Annotated in this window: 13 protein-coding genes; 8 read left to right on the top strand and 5 right to left on the bottom strand. The window is 32.0% G+C overall.

Annotation, left to right across the window (positions count from 1 at the left end):
* Positions 1-37: 37 nt before the first annotated feature.
* From BTO06_RS15065 to tsaB, 7 genes are all read left to right on the top strand, one after another.
* On the top strand, positions 38-685 hold the full coding sequence (locus BTO06_RS15065) for a hypothetical protein (protein WP_100926094.1): 648 nt from the start codon (positions 38-40) through the stop codon (positions 683-685).
* 6 nt (positions 686-691) lie between these two features.
* Positions 692-1,339: an SCO family protein gene (locus tag BTO06_RS15060; RefSeq protein ID WP_100926093.1), complete on the top strand. Its 648-nt coding sequence runs from the start codon at positions 692-694 to the stop codon at positions 1,337-1,339.
* On the top strand, positions 1,332-1,865 hold the full coding sequence (locus BTO06_RS15055) for a DUF420 domain-containing protein (RefSeq protein WP_100926092.1): 534 nt from the start codon (positions 1,332-1,334) through the stop codon (positions 1,863-1,865). The genes BTO06_RS15060 and BTO06_RS15055 overlap by 8 nt, the downstream gene beginning before the upstream one ends.
* Before the next feature lies 1 nt (position 1,866).
* Positions 1,867-2,088 carry a hypothetical protein gene (locus BTO06_RS15050; RefSeq protein WP_100926091.1) on the top strand — a complete coding sequence of 74 codons (222 nt, stop codon included), beginning with the start codon at positions 1,867-1,869 and terminating at the stop codon, positions 2,086-2,088.
* Positions 2,089-2,150: 62 nt separating this feature from the next.
* Entirely contained in the window at positions 2,151-3,485 is a 1,335-nt protein-coding gene (locus BTO06_RS15045) for a TolC family protein (protein WP_100926090.1), read from the top strand.
* Positions 3,486-3,500: 15 nt separating this feature from the next.
* The gene (locus tag BTO06_RS15040; RefSeq protein WP_100926089.1) at positions 3,501-4,817 is read left to right on the top strand and encodes a serine hydrolase domain-containing protein; all 1,317 of its coding nucleotides are present in this window, start codon (positions 3,501-3,503) and stop codon (positions 4,815-4,817) included.
* 33 nt (positions 4,818-4,850) lie between these two features.
* Entirely contained in the window at positions 4,851-5,525 is a 675-nt protein-coding gene (gene tsaB / locus BTO06_RS15035) for a tRNA (adenosine(37)-N6)-threonylcarbamoyltransferase complex dimerization subunit type 1 TsaB (protein ID WP_100926088.1), read from the top strand.
* Here tsaB and BTO06_RS15030 read toward each other — a convergent pair.
* On the bottom strand, positions 5,522-6,328 hold the full coding sequence (locus BTO06_RS15030; protein WP_100926087.1) for a mechanosensitive ion channel family protein: 807 nt from the start codon (positions 6,326-6,328) through the stop codon (positions 5,522-5,524). The genes tsaB and BTO06_RS15030 overlap by 4 nt on opposite strands.
* A gap of 92 nt (positions 6,329-6,420) precedes the next feature.
* A complete protein-coding gene (locus tag BTO06_RS15025; protein WP_100926086.1) occupies positions 6,421-6,621 on the bottom strand; it encodes a dodecin family protein in 201 nt (66 codons plus the stop codon).
* Positions 6,622-6,723: 102 nt separating this feature from the next.
* Between BTO06_RS15025 and BTO06_RS15020 the strand changes: the two genes are divergently transcribed.
* Positions 6,724-7,137, top strand: coding sequence for a toxin-antitoxin system YwqK family antitoxin (locus tag BTO06_RS15020; RefSeq protein WP_232731471.1), 414 nt, complete (start codon positions 6,724-6,726; stop codon positions 7,135-7,137).
* 79 nt (positions 7,138-7,216) lie between these two features.
* On the opposite strand, the gene BTO06_RS15015 is transcribed toward BTO06_RS15020, so the two are convergent.
* From BTO06_RS15015 to BTO06_RS15005, 3 genes are all read right to left on the bottom strand, one after another.
* Positions 7,217-9,178 (bottom strand): hypothetical protein, encoded by a 1,962-nt coding sequence (locus tag BTO06_RS15015; protein ID WP_100926085.1) that lies wholly within the window; start codon positions 9,176-9,178, stop codon positions 7,217-7,219.
* 146 nt (positions 9,179-9,324) lie between these two features.
* Positions 9,325-12,150 carry a TonB-dependent receptor gene (locus tag BTO06_RS15010; RefSeq protein WP_100926084.1) on the bottom strand — a complete coding sequence of 942 codons (2,826 nt, stop codon included), beginning with the start codon at positions 12,148-12,150 and terminating at the stop codon, positions 9,325-9,327.
* 313 nt (positions 12,151-12,463) lie between these two features.
* Positions 12,464-14,752 carry a TonB-dependent receptor gene (locus BTO06_RS15005; RefSeq protein ID WP_100926083.1) on the bottom strand — a complete coding sequence of 763 codons (2,289 nt, stop codon included), beginning with the start codon at positions 14,750-14,752 and terminating at the stop codon, positions 12,464-12,466.
* Positions 14,753-14,812: the final 60 nt, after the last annotated feature.

The raw sequence follows: 14,812 nt of genomic DNA, 5'->3' as shown, positions 1-14,812 counted from the left end.
GAAATTCGTATTTTTGTAATGCAATTAAAACATACACGTGAAAACAACAAACAAATATATAGTACTTTCAATTTTATTTATAGTTCCTTTGTTATTTTATATCTTTCTGTCAATGGGAATGAATAATTTTGCAAAGCTACCTGTGCTGACAAATAATGTTGTAGATGTTTCAATAGTAGACAAAAATTATAAATTTGAAGGGAAAATTTCAATTGTACTTTTTCCAGGAAGTAAACCTGAGCTTGTAAAAGGAGAAATTTTCAATTTAAACCAAAAAATTTATAAACCTTTCTATGGTTTTAAAGATTTTCAAATGATTGTTGTTTGTCCCGAAGAATCGAAAACGCAAATTATTAAAATTCAAAAAGCCCTTGGGAACTATACTGATATGCTTCGTTGGAATTTTATGTTTGCGAAAGATGAAGTCGTTAAGGCATTATACGATAGTTTCAATACGAATGAATCATTAGATGCTAATTTGCATACATCAATGGCTTTTATAATTGATAAGGAATTGAATTTAAGAGGAAGAACGGATGACAAGGATATGGCTGATGGAAAATTATTTGGCTACAATATGGGTTCAGTAGGAGAATTAAATGATAAAATGAAGGACGATGTTAAAGTTGTTTTGGCGGAATATCGTTTAGCGCTTAAGAAAAATAGTGCTGACAGAAAAAAGTAAAACTTTATGAAGAAAACGAAATATTCATACGTTGGTATTACATTTATTGTATTACTCTTTGGAATTTATTCAGTTCCTAAGATTATTAAGAATTTTCAAAAGGCCGATTTACACAAGTTTTCTAAAGTTCCCAATTTTGATTTCGTAAATCAAGAGGGAAAAACCATCACAAATAAAGATTATTCAGGTAAAGTTTATGTTGTTGAGTTTTTCTTTGCGACTTGTCCTACGATCTGTCCAATTATGAATCGAAAAATGGTGACCATTCAAAATGAATTTTTTGGAAACCCTAATTTCGGTATTGCTTCTTTTACTATTACTCCAGATATTGATACACCAGAAAAGTTAAAAGAGTATGCTGACAATTATAATATAACTCACAAAAATTGGAATTTATTAACTGGGAAATCTCAAGATGAAGTATTTAAACTTTCTAATGAAGGATTTAAATTATATGCTGGAAACGGGCAAGTTTCTCATGGTGGTTTTGAACATTCGGGTTTATTTGCTTTAGTTGATAAAGATGGATATATTCGTTCAAGATATGACGAACAGGGTAATGCAATAATGTATTACAGAGCCTTAGAAGAACAAGATTTTCCAGATCAGATTAATGAATTAAAACAAGATATTAAACTTTTATTAAATGAGTAATTTAGTTGCAAACGAACAAAAGTACAAGAAGTTCATTACCGTAGTATCAATTGTTATTCCTATAGCAGTTGCCGCACTTTTTGGAATCAAAATTCCTAATGTTGAAGCGTTATCTTTTTTACCACCAATATATGCCACTATTAATGGATTGACGGCAGTATTATTAATTGTTTCAGTTATAGCAATTAAAAATGGTAATAGAAAGTTGCATGAACAACTAAATACTACGGCTCTAGTTTTTTCAGCATTATTTTTGGTGATGTATGTAGCATATCATATGACCTCGGAATCAACAGAATTTGGAGGGGAAGGTGTTATTAAGTATGTTTATTATTTCATTTTAATCACACACATTTTATTATCAATTGTAGTAATTCCATTTGTGTTATTTACTTTTATGAGAGCCAAGCTTGGACAGTTTGCCCAACATAGGAAAATAGCAAAGATTACTTTTCCTTTGTGGTTATATGTTGCAGTAACAGGGGTTATAGTGTATTTAATGATAAGTCCATATTATGCCGTATAAAATGAAGAATAGAGTCTTATTTTTTATCTTTTTAGTTATTTCCAACCTTTTGTATACTCAATGCGCCATGTGTAAAGCTGTGGTTGAAGGAGGAAATGAACCAATGGCAGAGGCAGTGAATGACGGAATAACATATCTAATGATATTTCCATACATTTTAGTAGGACTTTTATTCTTCGCATTATATAAGTATCGTAAAAAACTAAAAATGCAAGAATCTTAAATTTTTTTGTAACATATTATAATCTTTGTCGTCATATTCTTGGTTTACAAAAATATAATACTTTGAAAAAAACGAAACTAACACTACTGACGGCAGTACTAATTGGAACAATTTCTTCATTTGGTCAAAAAAAATGGACACTTAAAGAAGCGGTAGACCACGCTCTAACTAATAACATTACGATTAAACAAAATAAGTTAAGTGTTGAAATAGCTGAAAAGGATGTAAAAAGTAATAAGGCAAATTTCCTTCCATCTTTGAACGCTAGTACTGGAGGAAACTTATCTACCGGTTCAACTTTTGATCCTGTAACCCAAAACAGAACCCCTAATACAACACTTTTTGGTGGGTCATTAGGAGTAGCGGCTTCTTACACCGTTTTCAATGGATTTAGAAACCTAAACACATACAAGCAGGCTAAGCTAGGGGTGGAAAGTAGTAAACTTGATTTAAGTATAATAGAGAATGATATTTCTTTACGAGTTGTAAACACATATCTTAATGTTTTATTTGCAAAAGAAAATTTAGAAGTTGCTAAAGTACAAGCTGAGATAAGTAGGAAGCAAATACAACAGGCACAAGTGCAATTTGAAGCTGGTTCTATACCTAAAGGCGATCTATTAAACATACAATCTACAGCTGCGAATGATGCCCAAAATGTAGTTACTCAAGAGAATAGTTTAAATATCGCATTATTACAATTAGCTCAGTTAATTCAAGTACCTTACGAAAATTTTGATGTTACTGTAATAGAAGTTGGAACTCCATCTGCTGCTTTACTTTACAGTAGTTCTAATGAAGTATATCAAAAAGCATTAACAAATCGTCCAGAAATTGAGAAGGCAAAATTGACCATAGAAAATGCTCAGTTAGGTGTTGAAATTGCTAAAGCAGGATATTATCCAACAATCAATACTTCTTTAAGAGCAGATACCAATTATAGATATTTTATTGATCCATCAGTTCCTACAGGAGAATTATTTGAGCAGTTAGATGGAAATTTGGGTTATAGTTTAGGATTTAGTATTAGCGTTCCTATTTTTAATGGTTTTAGAAATGACGCTAACGTTGAGCGTTCTAAAATTCAAAAAATAGTGTCTCAAACTAACTTAGAGAATGAGAAGCTTCGCTTACAGCAAACCATCGAACAGGCTTTCTTAGATGCAAAAGCAGCAGCAAAAACCTATGAAGCGGCAGGGATATCTCTTGAAGCTCAACGAGAGGCGTTTAAAAATGCCGAAGTGAGTTTTAACTACGGTAGTATGACGCAGTTTGACTATGATCAAGTTCGAAATAGATTGGTAAATGCAGAGTCTGCTTCTATTAGAGCTAAATACGATTATATATTTAAAACCAAAGTATTAAAATTCTATTACGGAGAAAACATAATCGATTAACAAAATCTATAAGCTATGAAAAAAGTCCTTATGTTTTTCTTTGTTAGTGTTGGATTAATTGCTCAGAACATTAATAAAGAAAAACTAGATAATTATTTCTTACAATTACAGAAAAACAATAAAATTTTAGGAAGCTCTGCTGTTCTAAAAGATGGTAATATAGTTTATCAAAAAGCTATTGGTTTTGCCGATGTTGTTGTAAAAAAGACTAATACAGTTCATACTAAGTTTAGAGTTGGTTCAATTTCAAAAACATTTACAACTGTTTTAATTTTTAAAGCAATTGAAAACGGTAAACTAACTCTTGAAACATCTTTAGATAATTTCTTTCCAACAGTTCAAAACTCCTCTTCAATTACGATTAAGAATCTTTTAAATCACTCTAGTGGAATCTTTAATTTTACTAATAGTAATGATTATGTGAAGTATTATACTTCCGCTAAGTCACGCGAGGAGCTTCTTCAGATTATAAACAAGTACGAGAGTGATTTTAAACCTGGTTCTAAGCACTCTTACAGTAATTCTAATTTTGTGTTATTATCATTTATTCTTGAAGATGTATTTAAAAGCACCTATGCGTCAATTTTACAAAAGTATATTGCCAAGCCTTTACAATTGAAAAACACATATGTTGGTGGTAAATTAGATGTAGTAGATAATGAATGTAAATCATATAATTATGCTTTCAAGAATTGGAATGAAATGCCCGAAACAGATATGTCTATCCCTTTAGGTGCAGGAGCTGTAGTTTCTACACCAAGTGATTTATTAACTTTTATTGATGCGTTATTCAACGAAAAGTTAATTACAAAACATCATGTGGATTTAATGACTACAATTGAAAATGACTATGGCTTAGGGATTTTTAAATATCCATTTGGCAAACAATATGGGTTTGGTCATGGAGGAGGAATAGATGGTTTTAAATCAATTTTGATGTATTTTCCTGAGAAGAAAATCGGCATTGCCACAACAACAAACGGAATTGGTCCAGATTTTCAATTAAACTCATTGTCTTTAGTTTTGTTAAGAGCTGCGAATAATATCGATTTTTCCATCCCGGATTTCAAAGAAATAAAAGTTGATGTTAATATTTTAAAGTCTTACGAAGGAGTTTATGCTTCTAAAAACATGCCTTTAAAGATTACGATAAAAGAAGAAGAGAGTAAACTTTCCGCTCAAGCGACTGGACAGTCAGCTTTCCAATTAACTGCAAAATCCAAAACACAATTTACTTATTCAATTGCAGGAATTGTGTTGGAATTTAGTCCTGAAAAAAATGAAATGATATTGAAGCAAGGAGGCGGACTTTATACATTTACAAAACAATAAGGCTTTGTATATTTGCATAAAAATATTCGGGTTTTGGCACTTATACTTAACATTGAAACTTCAACTAAGAATTGTTCAGTCTCTATAGCTAAAGATGGTAATTTAGTTCATTTTAAAGAGATAAATGATGGTAATTATTCTCACGCAGAAAAATTACATCCGTTTATATTGGATGTTTTGTCAGAAGCCAATGTAGAACGTAATTCTTTAGATGCCATTGCTGTTAGTAAAGGTCCTGGTTCTTATACCGGATTGAGAATAGGAGTTTCTGCTGCTAAGGGACTCTGTTTCTCTTTGGATATTCCTTTAATTTCCGTAGACACTTTATTGTCACTCGCTCATTCTATAAGTGTTGAAGATGGGGTTATTATTCCCATGATAGATGCAAGGCGAATGGAAGTGTATTCAGCTATTTATGATAGCAACTATGAGCAATTTCGTGAAATAAAGGCAGAAGTAATTGAAGAAACATCTTTTAGTTCATTTAACGAGCAAAAAGTGTTTTTCTTAGGCGATGGAGTAAGTAAGTGTAAAGAAGTGTTGAATAGCTCTAATTTCACGTTTGTTGAAGGTAAATTTCCTTCGGCAATTGAAATGGCTAAACTAAGCTATGATAAATACAAAAAAAACGACATAGAAGATGTCGCTTATTTTGAGCCTTTTTATTTAAAAGACTTTATTGTTACTCCACAAAAGAAGAAAGTTTAACTTTCTTTTTGAATTTCCACAGAATGAGGATAAGGAATTTCAATTCCAGCTTTATCTAATTCGATTTTGGTGTTTTCCATAATGTGGAAATAGGCATCCCAATAATCAGTTGACCTTACCCAAGTTCTAGTAATAAAGTTAACCGAACTTTCAGCCAACTCTCCTAATAAAACTTGAGTAGCAGGGTCGTTTAAAGTGTATGGAGTGTTGTTGATAACCCCAAATAAAACATCCTTAGTTTCTTTAATATCTGCATCGTAAGAAACACCAAAGGTAATATCAACTCTTCGTTTTTCCTCAGATGAATAATTTATAATATTTCCATTAGATAATGCTCCGTTAGGTAATATTATTTCTTTGTTATCTACAGTATTTAATTTGGTTGTAAAAATTTGAATTTCTTTTACAACACCTTGTTCACCTTGAGCTTCAATGTAATCCCCTATTTTAAAAGGTCTAAAAATCATAATTAAGGCACCTCCAGCAAAATTTGATAGAGAGCCTTGTAAAGCCATACCAATGGCTAAACCTGCAGCAGCTATAATAGCAGCGAAAGATGTTGTTTCAACGCCTAATTGCCCAGCAACCGTTACAAATAAAAATATCTTTAATGTCCAATTTATAAGGTTTATTAAAAAACCTCTTAAAGAAGTGTCGATACTTCTTTTTTTCATTATTTTACTAATAGCTTTAGAGATAACGTTAACCACCCATAAACCAATAATTAGTAATAATAATGCTCCTATTACTTTAGGTGCATAAGTGACCAATAGGTCTGTAATTTGAGAAATGTAATCTTCCATTTTTAGATTTAAGTTAAATATTAATTGAGTGATTCGACAATTGATCACTCTAGGAATAAAATAGTATTAGTAGAATCGGTTTTATTAAGTAATTATTTTACTTCAAAAGTGATTTTTAAGTTAACTCTAAATTCGGCAACTTCATCATTGTTAACAACAACACTTTGCGATTGTACAAATGCCGATCTTATATTTTTAACGGATTTTGAAGCTTGTTTAATTCCTTTTTTAGTTGCGTCTTCCCAGCTTTTGTCAGAGTTTGCTAGGACCTCAATAACTTTCATTACAGCCATAATAACAATTTTAATTGATTAATAATTTCCTTCGTGAAGATAAGATTTATGCTATTATTTTCCCAATCATATTTCCAATGTTAAATAAATGTTACCAAAAAGTTGCATAAAAGTAAAATAAAAGTTAAGTTTGTAATGAGAATGTTATTGAATAAAATGATTAAAGATATGAAGAAAGTAATGATTTTAGCTTGCGGACTACTATTCGCAGTAGCTCAAGGACAAGAAATAAAGCCAAAGTATCAAAAAGAAGGTGACTTAATTAAGGTAACTCATTTTCATGATAATGGAACTGTTAAGGAGCAAGGTTATTACAAAGATAAACTCCTTCATGGTGTTTGGAATCGTTTTGATGAGAAAGGAAACAAAACTGTAATGGCGCATTACAATCGAGGAAAGAAAGTAGGAAAATGGTTCATCTGGACAAAAGATGAATTGAAGGAAATAAATTATCAAAACAATACCATTGCTAGTGTTCAATCTTGGAAGGAAAGTAACAAAATAGCAATAAAGTAATTAATAAAACTAAATAAAAATAAAAAAAGCCGAGGACTTACCCTCGGCTTTTTCTATTTTATAGTGTTTTGACTACTTCTTATAAACCAGCATTTCTCCAAGTCCAAGTAGAAATATCTACCTTAGTTCCTGTTTTGTAATCAGCAGTAGTATCTGCATCTGATCCATCAATTTGTACGTTAGATAAAGATCCTCCGTCTTTCATATCAATGTTTTTGTCATATCCTTCTAACCAAATGTTAGTGATTGTAGCTCCAGATTCTTTTTTGAATTGTAAAGCAGTACCACCTACAGTTGAAATTGCAGTTAAGTTTACAAATTTAGGATTGTTATTATCTTTGTCTCCTTCAAATGCAGTAGAGAATCCAGCAACAGTATGAGAGATGTAAGTATTAGTTACAGTTCCATTCCACCCTTCAGTCCAGTCAACTGAATCATCCTCATTATTTTCTAGATAGAAATTAGAAGCAGAAACAGTTCCTCCGAAGAATTCAACACCATCATCAGATCCGTTGATTACAGAAATGTACTCGACAGTAGTCCCAGAACCTACTGCGTATAAAGAAAGACCGTTGTATTGAGATTCAGAGTTAATTTGAGCTCCAGTTCCTTTTAATACTAAATATCTTATAGATCCTGAGTTATCAGCATCCTCAGTACCACCATAAATGAATCCACCAACTTCAGCTTCAGCATCTACACCAGCAGTAGTTGTAGCCTTACCACAGATAGTTAATCCTCCCCAGTCTCCAGGGTTTCCTGAAACAGAAGCAATTACTACTGGATTAGCAGAAGTACCCTGAATATCAATTTTACCGCCTTTTAATACTGCGATATATACACCAGTACCACCATCTCTAGCTTCGATTTTAGTCCCTGCAGGAATTACTAACTCACCACCATCTTGTATAATGTAAGAAGAGTTTAATTTATACTTTACAGAAGAATCTAAAGTTACTTTTCCAGAAACAGTACCTTGTAATAAAGTAGTATCAGGGGTTAAAGAAGAATTTACCCAACTAAAAGTAGAAACATCAACCGTAGCAGGTGTAGTATAGTTTAATAATGGATCAGCGGTATTACCATCAATAATAACGTTTGATAATGGACCACCATCTTTCATGTCGATAGAAACATCATATCCAGTTAGAGATAATCCAGTAATAGTAGCTCCTGATTCTTTTTTGAACTGTAAAGCAGTACCACCAACGGTAGAAACAGCTGTAACATTGTTGAATTTAGGATTACCATTATCTTTATCCGCTTCAAAAGCAGTAGAGAAACCAGCTTTAGTGTTAGAAATGTACGTGTTATTTACCGTTCCATTCCATCCTTCAGTCCAGTCAACTGCATCATCTTCGGCGTTCTCTAAATATATGTTCGAAGCAGAAACAGTTCCACCAAAAAACTCAACTCCATCATCAGCACCGTTAACAACAGCAACGTTATTGATTAAAGTTCCAGAACCTACAGCATATAAAGAAACTCCATTGTATTGCGATTCTGAATTAATTTGAGCTCCAGTTCCTTTAATTAGTAAGTAGTTAATATTACCAGAACTATCACCATCGTTAGTACCACCATATTTGAATCCACCTACTTCAGCTTCAGCATCTACACCAGCAGTGGTAGTTGCTTCACCACAAATAGTTAAACCACCCCAATCGCCAGGAGTTGAACTGGCCGAAGCCATTACAACAGGACTTGAAGCAGATCCTTGGATGTCAATCTGACCACCCTTTAAAACAGCAATGTAAACTTCAGTACCACCAGCAGCAGCAGTAATTCTAGTTCCTGCAGGAATAGTTAATTTAGCTCCGCTTTGTATGATAAAAGAACTTGGTAAACTGTAAGCTGTCCCGGCAGATAAAGTATAATCTTGATCAAGACTTCCCTTCATAACTCCGTTATTTAAGTCTTGAATCACCTGTGATTCGTCTGGTTGGATTGGATCTGGATCATCACTTCCACAGTTAGTTAGGGTAAGTGTAGCAAAAGAAAATGCTACTAAACCTAAAAATTTAAATGTTAATTTTCTCATTTTTTTGTTAATTTGACCTATATATGTTTTAGATATAATTTTATGTTGCAAAGAAATCTTATAAACCTTTTTTTAGTTTTAAGTGTATATTAATAATAGGTTACAAATCTTGCTCTTTAACTATTCAAATGTAAACTTTGAGTTAATTAAAAGTTATACGATAAACCAAGACTTAATTGGGTACCTCTATTATATCTTCTCACAATCTCATTTGTTTCAGAACCAGTAATTTGATTTACGATTAACTGTGTTTGATCTATATCTGGATTTAACAAGTTTCTTCCAATTAACTTTACAGTAAATCCTTTCGTGATTTGCTTACTCAATACCATATCAAGAGTAACAAAACCTTTTTCTATAATTTCTTCGTTGAATAATACAGCACTGTTAGCGAAATCTTCAGGGCCGCCTAAAGCAAATATTTTATCAGATGAATAGTTTCCAACTAAAGTAGCGATAAACTCATTTTCAGCTCTGTTATTATAAGTAATAGAACCGTTAAAAATATAGTTAGAAGCACCTTGTAATCCAGAAGTGGTTTTGCTATTATATTGGAAGTTTTCTAATAAATCTTGTTCAAACCACATTCCTGTAGCATTAGCAGTTATGTTTAAAATTCCTTGATCATCGTCATTCTTAAGTACATCTAGTCTACCTTCAATTTCAAAACCTAATACATCTGCTTGTTCACCAGTATTGGCGAACTGGAAATTACCAGAAGAACCTCTAGTTAATGCTAAGTTTATTGGATTTTCAATTTGCTTGTAGAATGCAGTTGCGGATATTAATTCTCCTCTACTAGGGAAAAATTCCCATTTTAAATCGATGTTATACACATCAGATTTTTCAACATTTGGATTCCCTTTGATAACACGACCAGTTGGTGTTACATATTCGAAAGGAGAGACCTCTTTGAATTCAGGTAAAGTTTGAGTTATACTCGAGGCAAAACGTAAGAAGTTTCTTTCGTTAATTTCATACTTCAAGTTAACACTTGGGTAAAGACTACCATACGTCTTTTCTAAACTACCAACTCTCGGTGTCCCATTTGGACTAATGTAGTTAGTAATATCCCATAAAGCTGTCATTTCATCATATTCATAACTTAACCCTAAATTACCGGAAAGATTATTATCAAAGTCAAAGTCAAAGTTCACATAACCAGCAATAATTTGTAAGTCAGCAACAAAACGATCAACTTCTCCTACTCTTAAAGTCAAATTGTTATTAAAACCAGAAGTAGTAAATGTTCCTGATAATTCATCTATTGATGGTGCTTGAACTCCTCTGGCTCTAACCCCAATGAATTGAGATCTAAAACTTCTTTCTCTCTTTCTGTAATTTAAACCATAATTTAATTTAAATGGTTTGTCATCATCTTCATTAGCTGCTCCTAATTTCCATGAGTTGCTAATGAAACCATTGTATTCAGTATCTTCAATTTTTTGTCCTGATTTTCTTTGTTGGAAATCTCCTACTGCAGAAAACTCAATTAATGGGCTATTAGCAAAATCTAAGATATTTACTTCATTTCTAATTCTGTTTGGTTCTTCAGCTAATACGAAGTTGTAACCAGCTCCCCAGTTTAATGTATTGGTTTCATTCCATTTGTGCTCACCTAGTAATTGATTTACAAACATTGTTGTTTGTCTGTAGTTTTGATCTCTTACAAAAGCTCCAAATTCTTGTGGATCTTGATCGAATACATAACCAAATCCTTTTCTACCTGCTTCGTATAAAACTTCTTGTCCTTTATTAACAAATAAAGTGTTATATCTTAATTTGTTGTTATCGTTTAAGCGTGTTTTTACGTTAATATATCCAGTCGTATTGATATTATGAATAAATCTTTCAACGTCTCTTCTTTCAGGATCTACTCCATTTGCAATAGTTTGTGGTAAGTCCGGTTCAAGAGTAGAGAATCCATTATCTTCAATATTTGATCTAAAAGATCTAAAGATTTCATCTCTATAGTTACTTGATTCTGAATGAGAAGCCGTAGCAAATATTCTGAAGTCTTTACCCAAAAGTTTGAATTTTTTTCCTGCAGAAATAGAACCGCTAAAATTAAAAGGTTTACCATCATTTGTTTTAGTGTCCCATCCTTGTTGAGTAATTTGATCCACTAAAGCAAATTTTTTCTCATGGAAACCAAAAGTAATATCATCACTAATAATAGTTTTTCTAAAATCTCCATCTAAATTTAAAAGATTTGTATTTGTTCCACCACTTACATTAATAGAGAACATGTCTTTGGAATATTCTTTAGAAACAACATTTACATTACCTGAAGCTTCATCAGCATATCTAGAAGTAACATAAGTTTTACTAATTCCTACATTTTGTATAACTTGTGTTGAGAATAAGTTCAGATTAATATTCTTTTTATCCACGTTATCTGATGGTATTGGTAACCCATTCATCCTAGTAGACAAATATCGATCACCTAATCCTCGGATATAAATATCTCCTGAAGCATCACTCTTGGTAACACCTGATATTTTTGTAGTTGCTGTAGCGGCATTACTAACACCTTTTTTTGCTAATTCAACAGCTCCAATACTTTCCTTAATAACCGTAGCTTTCTTTTGTTCTAGTAAAAGAGCACTCTCTTTTTCTTTACTTACAGTAGCGTTAATTTGAATTTCTTCTAACTTTTCACCACCACTAGCACCCATCACTTGGTTAACAGTGATTGTTTGTCCTGCAGTAACAACAACTTCTTTTTCAATTGTTTGGTAGCCAACAAAACTAAATACTAATGTATATTTACCTGGAGAAACTGGAATAGTGTATGTACCATCCATATCAGTGTTGCCTCCTATCGATGTACCCTTAATAAATACATTAGCAAAAGGTAAAGGCTCGTTGTTCATTTCTTTATCAGTAACTACCCCCTTAATAGTTCCTTTGTCTTGAGCAAAAACAAACTGACTTAAGCTTAAAAAAGCTATGAATAAAATTTTTTTCATTTTATGTTATTCTATTACAATGTGCAAAAGTCTGCTGAAACTGTAAAATAAAAGTTAGCTATAAATTATGTTTCTATTACTAGAATGTTTAATTAACGTTAACTAAAAATATTAAATGTTAGGAAAGTGTTTAGTAATCTTAAAACTGAAATGAAATAGCTTTTAGATTGTTCTGTTTTTCTAAGTAAATAAAGGTTATACTATGAAATTTTCTATTAACGATTTGTTTACAAACAAAAAACCAGAGAACAGAAATTCTCCGGTAATATGTTTCTTATTTTAATTAGTAATCGAGATAAATAATAAACAGAGTTTAATTATTTATAAACTTCAAACCAACAAAGAAAGTTCTAGGTCTTGAAGGTCCATAAATATAGTTTGCATCTCTATCTGCACCTTGATCGAAATCTTGTTGGTAGCTGTCAAAAATATTTTGAATACCACCACTTATTCTTAAAGTGGAGTGTTTGTGCTTATCAAGTGAAAAATCATAAGATGATTTTATATTTAATTCTAGAAAGTCAGTTGTTTTTTCTAATCGATCCTCAGCTATGAATCCAGCTAAATGTGGAACGTACATACTTCCAGTATAAACAGCAGATAGATTGTTTTGAAACTTTTTATTTGGAGCATAGGTGGCAATAAAGTTTCCATAAAAGTTAGGAGATTTGAAAAAGTTATCTGCGTTTTCTAATGAAATATTAGGATCGTCAGACCATTGTACTGGTTTGTCAAATTTCCCTTCTTGAATGGTTGCTCCTGCTTGTAATATCCATTTTTCATTTGGAGCATATTTTGTTTCGATGTTAATTCCTTTTACATGGGCGTTATCTCCATTTCTCTTTTCCCAAATCAAATTATTTAATTGTTCAAGGATAAAAGGATTTACAATTTTAGTATAGAAAGCCTCTAAAGTGAATGAAACTTCACCTTCAGTTAAACTTTTATTCCAATCGAAAGATCCTGTAAAACTATGAGATGTTTCTGAAACTAAATTAGATCGATCAACGCGAACAGTTAATACCTCTCCAGCTGCAATTTGCGCATGTAAATCTTCTGTGAATACTTGTGGAGCTCTAAATCCTTTTGCATATGAAGCTCTAAATCGAGAATTTTCATTGGCAAAGTACATTACATTTAAACGCGGATTAAAAATCACACTTTCATCAGTTAAGTTATGAATATCTGCACGTAAACCTCCTAAAACTTTCCATTGTTTATTAATAGTCCATTCTTGCTGAGCATAAAGTCCATAAGTTCTTAAAGTTTGATTTACAAAAGCATTAAAACCAGGTTTTTCATCTTTCATTTTATCATACTTAAACTCAATTCCTCCAGTGAAATTTCCTTTTCCACCTAAGAAATCAGATAATTTATGAGCATATTGAGAACCTAAAACCCAAGTTTCATCTCTAGAATTACCAAATCCTAATACTTCACCATTTTGAGCAACTAAATCTTCACCACCTCCGTAGTAGTTTTTATTTTTTGAGCGAGAGGTAGAAACATAGGCAGAGAAATGTTGTTTTCCTTCATTAACAGAAGATTCAAACGTAAGTCCACCAGTCAATACATCAGAATCGATTTGTTCGGCAACTTCACTTTCAAAGGGTTGTAAACCTAATTTATTTCCTCCTCTTCTAAATTCACTAATAGAATTGAATTCTGCTGTTAATCTTGTATTATCCGAAGGCTTTATATATCCTTTAAATCCGAAGGTTTGCGTTTCTAATTTTGTTAATTCAGTGAAAGAATCTCCATCGTAATCATACGGATTTCTATTTCTATACATTCCAAAATAAGTTAGTCCTGCAGATGCTTCATCATTTACAACGGTTCCATTAATAGTTGTGGCAACATCTAATGTTTCTCCTTTAATTAAAGAAACATTTTGTCCTACTTGAAATGTATTGTCGATCGGATCTTTAGTAATAATGTTAATGGTTCCAGCAATAGCATTTGCACCATATAAAGCAGATCCTCCACCACGAACTACTTCAATTCTTTGAATAATATTCGCAGGAATTTGATCTAAACCATATATTCCGTTTAAAGCACTAAAAATTGGTCTACTATCTACTAATATTTGAGAGTAGGCTCCGTCTAATCCATTAATTCGTACTTGAGAGAAACCACAATTCTGACAATTAGTTTCCATACGCAGTCCTGGCTGGAAGTTTAATCCTTCAGATAAACTAACAGACTGAGTTGCTTCTAATAGTTTCGCGTCAGTAACAGTTACAATTACTGGAGCCACTTTTCTATTTAAATATGATCGTGTTGCACTTACAACAACTTGGTCTAGCCCTAAAAGATCTTCTTGTAGTGTGATATCAAGTGTTTTGGTTTCTGAACCGTTGAAACTAATTTCCTTTTCGATCAACTTAAATCCAACACTCTGAAATACGATTGTAGCTTTTGGTTGATTTAAGGTTAAGGTGTACTCACCTTTATCATTTGTTATGGTTCCTTGTGATTTGTCTTTAGTATATACCGATACAAATTCCTGTGGTTCTTTTTTAAAAGTAACTTTTCCTTTTATAGTTTGTCCGTAACTCATAAGTGTTACGAATAAAAATACTGTCTGTAAGAAAGATTTCATTTTTTTATTCTAAAATAAATTTATTGCAAAGATAAATTAATTTTTAGATAAGACTAAAAA

This window comes from Tenacibaculum sp. SZ-18 (assembly GCF_002813915.1).
In the GTDB taxonomy this organism is placed as follows: Bacteria; Bacteroidota; Bacteroidia; order Flavobacteriales; family Flavobacteriaceae; genus Polaribacter.
This window is presented reverse-complemented; position numbering and strand designations above follow the sequence as displayed.

Coding starts and splice junctions, on each gene's coding strand:
- BTO06_RS15060 (WP_100926093.1), top strand. CDS start 692: ATGAAGAAAACGAAATATTCATACGTTGGTATTACATTTATTGTATTA.
- BTO06_RS15055 (WP_100926092.1), top strand. CDS start 1,332: ATGAGTAATTTAGTTGCAAACGAACAAAAGTACAAGAAGTTCATTACC.
- BTO06_RS15050 (WP_100926091.1), top strand. CDS start 1,867: ATGAAGAATAGAGTCTTATTTTTTATCTTTTTAGTTATTTCCAACCTT.
- BTO06_RS15040 (WP_100926089.1), top strand. CDS start 3,501: ATGAAAAAAGTCCTTATGTTTTTCTTTGTTAGTGTTGGATTAATTGCT.
- BTO06_RS15030 (WP_100926087.1), bottom strand. CDS start 6,328: ATGGAAGATTACATTTCTCAAATTACAGACCTATTGGTCACTTATGCA.
- BTO06_RS15025 (WP_100926086.1), bottom strand. CDS start 6,621: ATGGCTGTAATGAAAGTTATTGAGGTCCTAGCAAACTCTGACAAAAGC.
- BTO06_RS15015 (WP_100926085.1), bottom strand. CDS start 9,178: ATGAGAAAATTAACATTTAAATTTTTAGGTTTAGTAGCATTTTCTTTT.
- BTO06_RS15010 (WP_100926084.1), bottom strand. CDS start 12,150: ATGAAAAAAATTTTATTCATAGCTTTTTTAAGCTTAAGTCAGTTTGTT.
- BTO06_RS15005 (WP_100926083.1), bottom strand. CDS start 14,752: ATGAAATCTTTCTTACAGACAGTATTTTTATTCGTAACACTTATGAGT.